We start from the raw sequence: 7054 nt of genomic DNA on the forward strand, positions 1-7054 counted from the left end.
GTTGATAGGTCAGGTGTGTAAGCGCAGTAATGCGTTCAGCTAACTGATACTAATTGCCCGTAAGGCTTGATCCTATAACAAGTCTGCCTTGTAGATCGGCGCCGTGCGACAGCACTGGCTGCAGGATCCAGAGCGACAAGTTGGATTCTCGTGTGTGATACACACAACCCAAAATTACTGCTTCTTCCAAGATTGGTCGCGCTGCGAAGCAACGCGACAACCCTCTTTGCCTGATGACCATAGCGAGTCGGTCCCACCCCTTCCCATCCCGAACAGGACCGTGAAACGACTCTACGCCGATGATAGTGCGGATTCCCGTGTGAAAGTAGGTAATCGTCAGGCTCCCTAAGCCAGAAACCCCCGCCCGAAAGGCGGGGGTTTTTGCATTTCGGCGGCCGAAATGCACGTGGGCCGGGCGAGGTTCTCACCGCCTAGGCCACACTCTCTCAAGCGCAACCTATTGCGTCGCCGAATCCCCTCAATGGCCGATATGTTTCGCGATTTACTGGCATATTGATCCCATCCTCGATCAAATCTGCACTCTCCCTATGTATCGGCAAACACTGTCATGCATGGTCATCTTTCCATCGTCCACGACGAACGCAGAGTTCGCCGCGCAGTTCGCTCCCCGCGAAGACATGCGTCGCAACTGAAACTCCCCCGCTCCTCCCAACGCTCTTCACGGTCAAATAGGCCAAGATCCGTACGAAATGAACGCTTTATTCGGCGCGTCCACGTAAAATTTGCAAATCCCCATCTCTGCATTCAAAACGATGAACGCCGCCACACAGGTAGCCCGGGCCGTTTGCCCGCACGATTGTCCGGACACGTGCGCAATGCGTGTGACCGTCGAGAACGGCAAGGCGATCAAGGTGACGGGCGACCCGGACCATCCGCCGACGCAAGGCGTGCTGTGCACGAAAGTCAGCCGATACGCCGATCGTGTTCATCATCCCGATCGCCTCACGGTTCCGCTGAAGCGTGTCGGCGCGAAGGGGGAAGGGCGCTTCGTACCGATCAGCTGGAGCGAAGCGTTCGACGAGATCGGCAGTCGCCTCGGGGAAATCGCCGTGCGTGCACCGGAAGCGATCGTGCCCTACAGCTATGCGGGGACGATGGGACTCGTGCAGGGCGAGGGCATCGCCCAGCGTTTCTTCCACAAGCTCGGCGCATCACGGCTCGAGCGCACGATTTGCGCGGCGGCCGGCGCGGCGGGGCTTCGTTACACATACGGTGGAAGCCTTGGCATGCACCTTGAGCATTTCGAGGAAAGCGAGCTGATTCTGATATGGGGCGCGAACCCGATCGCGTCGAGCCTGCACTTCTGGACGCGTGCGCAGGAAGCAAAGCGCCGCGGCGCACGTCTCGTCGCGATCGACCCGTACCGCTCGCTGACAGCAGAGAAATGCCATCAGCACATCGCATTGAAGCCAGGTACCGACGGCGCGTTTGCGCTCGGCATGATGCACGTGCTAATGACTGAAGGTCTGCTCGATCACGACTACATCGCCAGCCATACGCTCGGCTTCGACGCGCTCAAGGAGCGGGCGATGTCCTATCCGCCGGAGCGCGTTGCGCAGATCTGCGGCATCGACGTGTCGGAGCTGGTCGACCTTGCGCGTCGATACGGCGCCACCCGCAAAGCATCGATTCGTCTCAATTACGGCATGCAGCGCGTACGAGGCGGCGGCAACGCGGTTCGTGCGATCGCAAGCCTGCCGGCACTGACGGGGGCGTGGCGGGATCGGGCCGGCGGGCTGTTGCTCTCGTCGTCGGAATCCGCGCCGGTGAACCAGTCGGCGCTGCTGCGCCCGGATTTGATGCCGGGTTGGCCGCACAAGCTGCCGCGCATCATCAACATGAACGCGATCGGCGACGCGCTGTTGCACCCGGGCGACGCGACGTTCGGGCCGAAGGTCGAGGCGGTGATCGTGTACAACTCGAATCCGGTGGCCGTCGCGCCGGATTCTTCGAAGGTCGCGGTGGGGTTCGCGCGCGACGATCTGTTCACGGTCGTTCTCGAGCATTTCAAGACAGATACCGTCGATTTCGCCGACATTGTATTGCCGGCTACCACGCAGCTCGAGCATCTGGATGTCCACAAATCGTACGGCCATACCTACGTGATGGCGAACCTGCCGTCAATTCCGCCGGTGGGAGACGCACGGCCGAATACGGAGATCTTCCGCGGCATCGCGCGCAGCATGGGGCTCGACGAGCCCGCGCTCTATCAAAGCGACGAAGAGGTCGCGCGCGCGGCGCTCCGGTGGGACGATCCGGCGCTCGACAGCGACTGGGATACGCTGAAGCGGGCCGGCTGGCTGAAGCTCAAGCTGCCGGACGCGCCGTTCGCGAATGGCGGTTTCCGCACGCCGTCCGGCAAGTGCGAGTTCTACAGCGCACGGCTCGAGCAGATGGGCATGGACCCTGTTCCAGACTACCTGCCGCCGTTCGAATCGGCCGAGGCCGCGCCCGAGCTTGCCGCACGCTATCCGCTCGCGATGATTTCGCCGCCGGCCCGTCACTTCCTGAACAGCACGTTCGTGAACGTCGACAGCCTGCGTACGACGGAAGGCGAGCCGCATCTCGACATCCACCCGTCCGACGCCGACGCGCGCGGTATCGCGGAGGGCGACGTCGTCCGCATCTTCAACGACCGTGGATCGATGCAGGCACTCGCGAGAATTACCGATCGCGCACGCGCGGGGCTCGTTGTCGGGCTGTCGATCTGGTGGAAGAAACTGTCGCCGGACGGCAGGAACGCAAACGAGGTGACGAGCCAGGCGCTGACCGATCTCGGCAATTCGGCGACGTTTTACGATTGCCTTGTCGAAGTTGAGCGGATTTGATCGAATACCCTCCCCCCCCGTATGATCAGACGAATTTCGACGGAAGTTCGAAGTGGACATCTAACCCTGTTGTATCGGGACGGGCGAGCCGTTACGATGCGTTTTAGCACGACCATTCGAAAATCTGTGAGGAGACGCGCGGTATGGACAAAATTTGGCTGAAATCGTACCCACCCGGCGTTCCAGCCGAAATTGACGCGTCTCCTTACCCCTCTGTCCCTGACCTGCTCGACGAAAGCTTCCGGCAGTATCGCGACCGCACGGCGTTCGTCTGCATGGGCAAGGGCATCACCTACGGTGAACTCGACACGCTGTCGCGCCAGTTCGGCGCGTGGCTGCAATCCCGTGGCCTCGCGCGCGGCGCGCGCGTCGCGATCATGATGCCGAACGTGCTGCAGTACCCCGTGGCGATTGCCGCGGTACTGCGCGCCGGCTACACCGTCGTCAACGTCAATCCGCTCTACACGCCGCGCGAGCTCGAACATCAGCTGAAGGACTGTGGCGCGGAGGCGATCGTCATCCTGGAGAATTTCGCGTCGACGCTGCAGGCCGTCATCGCCAATACGGCCGTCAAGCATGTCGTCGTCGCATCGATGGGCGACCTGCTGGGTATCAAGGGATGGCTCGTCAATTACGTCGTGCGCAACGTGAAGAAGATGGTGCCCGCGTGGCAGCTTCCGTCGTTCACGCGCTTCAAGGCCGCGTTGTCGGAAGGCGCGCGGCAGGCGTTCAAGCCGCAGAAGATCGGCCCCGACGATGTCGCGTTCCTGCAATACACGGGCGGTACGACCGGCGTCGCGAAGGGCGCGACGCTGCTGCACCGGAACATCGTGTCGAACGTGCTGCAGGCCGGTGCCTGGCACCATCCGGCTCATGAGAAGTACCCGGAGGTGAAACAGTTCGTGACGGTTGTCGCGTTGCCGCTGTATCACGTGTTCGCGCTGACCGTCTGCGGTTTCCTGACGATGCGCACGGGCGGCATGGGTATCCTGATCCCGAACCCGCGCGACATCGCCGGCATGATCAAGGAGCTGAAGGGTTACCAGATCTCGACGATTCCGGCGGTCAACACGCTGTACAACGCACTGTTGAACCATCCCGAATTCAGCCAGCTCGACCTGTCGAAGCTCGTGATCGCCAACGGCGGCGGCATGGCGATCCAGGAAGGCGTCGCGAAGCGCTGGTATGAAAAGACCCATACCGCAATCATCGAAGGCTACGGGCTGTCCGAAACGTCGCCGGTGGCGACTTGCAACCCGGTGACGGCGACCGAATACAGCGGGACGATCGGTCTGCCGCTGCCGTCGACGGAAGTTGCGATCCGCGACGACGCCGGCAACGACGTTGCGCTCGGCGAGCCCGGAGAGATCTGCATCCGCGGGCCGCAGGTGATGGCCGGCTACTGGAACCGGCCGGACGAGACCGCGAAGGTCATGTTCCCGGACGGCTTCTTCAAGACGGGTGACGTCGGCGTGATGGATGCACGCGGCTACGTGAAGATCGTCGACCGGAAGAAGGACATGATTCTCGTATCCGGCTTCAACGTGTATCCGAACGAAGTCGAGGACGTCGTGGCGTCGCATCCGGGCGTGTTCGAAGTGGCGGCGGTCGGCGTGCCGGACGAGCATTCCGGCGAAGCCGTGAAGCTGTTCATCGTGAAGAAGGACCCGGCGCTCACCGACAAGGACATCCTTGCGTACTGCAAGGAGCGGCTCACCGGGTACAAGCGGCCGAAGCTGGTCGAATTCCGTACGGAGCTGCCGAAAACGAACGTCGGCAAGATCCTGCGGCGCGAGCTACGCGACGGACGCGCGTAACGGCGCGTCGGAACGCGCGGTCGAACGAAGAAGCCCGGCTCGTGCCGGGCTTTTTTGGTTGCGGCGCTGATCGGAAGCGGAGGGTTCCCGAGGGGGAAGGCGGCCGGCCGCGCGTTTCGACGCAACGGACGGGCGCGGAGCGCCGCGACGCGTGCAACGCGACCGGCCGAACCGCCGCGCGCCGGGCCCTGCTGCCGCGCCGGAAAAGAAAAAGGCGCCCGAAGGCGCCTTCAATATGCTGCGGCTTGTCAGGCAAGCTGATTAGAACTTGTGACGGATGCCGACGCGCGCTGCGACCTGGTTGCTGGTGCTCGACCCAGCGAGACCGTTGATCGATGCCGTTGCCTTGATGACGTCGCCGTTCGCGTCGAGCACGCTGCCCGATGCGTGCTGGTACACGCCGATCGCGTAGACGTCGGTGCGCTTCGACAGGAAGTAGTCGACGCCCAGCGAGCCTTGGTGGTACTTGGCTGCCGAATTGCCGTCGATCTTGCTGCCTTGCGTGTAGTCGTACGCTGCGCCGAGAATCAACGCCGGGGTCAACTGATACTTGAAGTTGATTTCGGCGTTGTTGAACGTTGCGGTCTGGTTCACGAACGGACCGGCCGAGAAACCCTTGAACTTCGTGTTCGAGTACGTCGCGCCGATCGTTGCTGCGCCGAACGTGTATGCGCCGCCCGCACCGATGACCTGGTACGTGTTCGCATTGTTCGCGTACGCGCCGTAGACCGGCGACGAGACCGACGAAGACGCGGAACCGTTGTTGAACATGCCGCCGAACTGGTTCGGCGTGCGTGCGTTCAAGTAGCCGACGCCCAAGACCAGCGGGCCGTTGTTGTAGCCTGCGCCGAGCGACCAGACCTGGTTCTTCGAGAACTGGCCGGCTTGACCGCCGAAGCTGTACAGGCCGCCGAACGAGAAGCCGCCGTAGGTCTGGCTCGTGAACTTGACTGCGTTGTTCACGCGGTACGCGTTGTTGAAGTTGTCGAGGTCGCCCGGGTGAGCGGCGATGTAACCGCCCCACTGGTCGCCTGCCTCGAGCGGGCCGACGAAGTCGACGACGGAGTCGTATTGACGACCCAGCGTGACCGTACCGTACTGGCTCGAAAGGCCGACGTAAGCCTGGCGACCGAACATCAGGCCGCCCTGGCCGAGCTTGCCGCTGTTCACGTCAAAACCGTTTTCGAGGGTGAAGATCGCCTTCAGGCCGCCACCGAGGTCTTCGGTGCCGCGCATGCCGAAGCGGCTGCCTTGCATCACGCCGCTGGCCATGCTGTACAGATGCTTGCCGCCTGCGTTGTTGTTGAAGAGCAGGCCTTCATCGATGATGCCGTAAAGCGTCACGCTGCTTTGCGCATGGGCAGCGCCAGCGAACGCGCCCAGCGCGACGAGCGCGAGAAGCGACTTTTTCATTAACGGATCTCCAAGAATCACTGAATTTTTTTGGCGGGGCGGATAGTTATGTTCTGTTGACGGGCCCCATCAACTTCGCAAGAAGTCGCACGTAATGTAGCAAAACCGTTTTTTGCCACAAAGCGAAATGGCGTAGCGCAAGGCCGCCATGTTTCCTTTATGCAACAATGGTTAAAATCACGGGTTAACCGCAATTTCCGCTGAATAATCAAGTCGGTTACGCAGCGGACTCGTGCCCTTGCCGCTCGCGGCAGCACACGCAGCCAGGAGAACAGGATGGTGTTGGATGAACTGATCAGCGAATTCGATCGCGGCCTGCGATCGCTGACCGGCATTAGCCGGATGAGCCGCCCGGTGCCCGTGCCGGCCGAGGCGCCGGCCGTCGAACTGACGCCCGCGGAGCGGTCGCATGCCGCCGGGCTGATGCGTGTGAACCACGTCGGCGAGGTCTGCGCGCAGGCGCTCTACCAGGCGCAGAAGCTCACCGCGCGCACGTCGTCGGCGAAGGCGATGTTCGAGGAGGCTGCGCGCGAGGAGGAGGACCACCTCGCGTGGACCGCGCACCGCCTGAAGGAGCTCGACTCGCGCCCGAGCCTGCTGAACCCGCTGTGGTACGCCGGCGCGCTCGCGATCGGCGTGGCGGCCGGCACGCTCGGCGACAAGGTCAGCCTCGGCTTCATGGCCGAGACGGAGCGGCAGGTCGAGAGTCATCTCGAAGGCCACATGTCCGAGCTTCCGGCGACCGACACCGCGTCGCGTGCGATCGTCGACCAGATGCGCATCGACGAAGTGAAGCACGGCAAGGCCGCGACCGACGCCGGCGGGATCGAGCTGCCGCTGCCCGCGCGGATGCTGATGCGCGCCGCGTCGAAAGTCATGACGAGCACTGCGTACTATCTCTGAGATTTGCGCCGGGGCGACGCGCGACGTCGCCCCGGTTCACCGCCCCCGATACCCCCCGCTTACTCCTCGTTT

General features: G+C 62.7%; 4 protein-coding genes and 2 rRNA genes. 5 read left to right on the forward strand and 1 reads right to left on the reverse strand.

The window, feature by feature from the left end:
* The 4 genes from VL15_RS38650 to VL15_RS38665 form a co-directional block, all read left to right on the forward strand.
* Positions 1 to 74, forward strand: a 23S ribosomal RNA gene (locus tag VL15_RS38650); the annotation flags it as partial.
* A gap of 155 nt (positions 75 to 229) precedes the next feature.
* A 5S ribosomal RNA gene (gene rrf, locus VL15_RS38655) occupies positions 230 to 342 on the forward strand.
* A 431-nt stretch (positions 343 to 773) separates the two neighbouring features.
* Positions 774 to 2849, forward strand: a complete 2076-nt coding sequence (locus VL15_RS38660; protein ID WP_048252155.1) for a molybdopterin-containing oxidoreductase family protein — start codon at positions 774 to 776, stop codon at positions 2847 to 2849.
* A gap of 143 nt (positions 2850 to 2992) precedes the next feature.
* The gene (locus tag VL15_RS38665) at positions 2993 to 4666 is read left to right on the forward strand and encodes a long-chain fatty acid--CoA ligase (RefSeq protein WP_048252156.1); all 1674 of its coding nucleotides are present in this window, start codon (positions 2993 to 2995) and stop codon (positions 4664 to 4666) included.
* A 261-nt stretch (positions 4667 to 4927) separates the two neighbouring features.
* On the opposite strand, the gene VL15_RS38670 is transcribed toward VL15_RS38665, so the two are convergent.
* Positions 4928 to 6079 (reverse strand): porin, encoded by a 1152-nt coding sequence (locus VL15_RS38670; RefSeq protein WP_048252157.1) that lies wholly within the window; start codon positions 6077 to 6079, stop codon positions 4928 to 4930.
* Between the two features lie 276 nt (positions 6080 to 6355).
* Between VL15_RS38670 and coq7 the strand changes: the two genes are divergently transcribed.
* Positions 6356 to 6982 (forward strand): 2-polyprenyl-3-methyl-6-methoxy-1,4-benzoquinone monooxygenase, encoded by a 627-nt coding sequence (coq7, locus tag VL15_RS38675; RefSeq protein WP_048252158.1) that lies wholly within the window; start codon positions 6356 to 6358, stop codon positions 6980 to 6982.
* Positions 6983 to 7054 lie beyond the last annotated feature (72 nt).

This window comes from Burkholderia cepacia (genome assembly GCF_001039005.1).
In the GTDB taxonomy this organism is placed as follows: Bacteria; Pseudomonadota; Gammaproteobacteria; order Burkholderiales; family Burkholderiaceae; genus Burkholderia; species Burkholderia theae.

Coding starts and splice junctions, on each gene's coding strand:
- coq7 (WP_048252158.1), top strand. CDS start 6,356: ATGGTGTTGGATGAACTGATCAGCGAATTCGATCGCGGCCTGCGATCG.
- VL15_RS38665 (WP_048252156.1), top strand. CDS start 2,993: ATGGACAAAATTTGGCTGAAATCGTACCCACCCGGCGTTCCAGCCGAA.
- VL15_RS38670 (WP_048252157.1), bottom strand. CDS start 6,079: ATGAAAAAGTCGCTTCTCGCGCTCGTCGCGCTGGGCGCGTTCGCTGGC.
- VL15_RS38660 (WP_048252155.1), top strand. CDS start 774: ATGAACGCCGCCACACAGGTAGCCCGGGCCGTTTGCCCGCACGATTGT.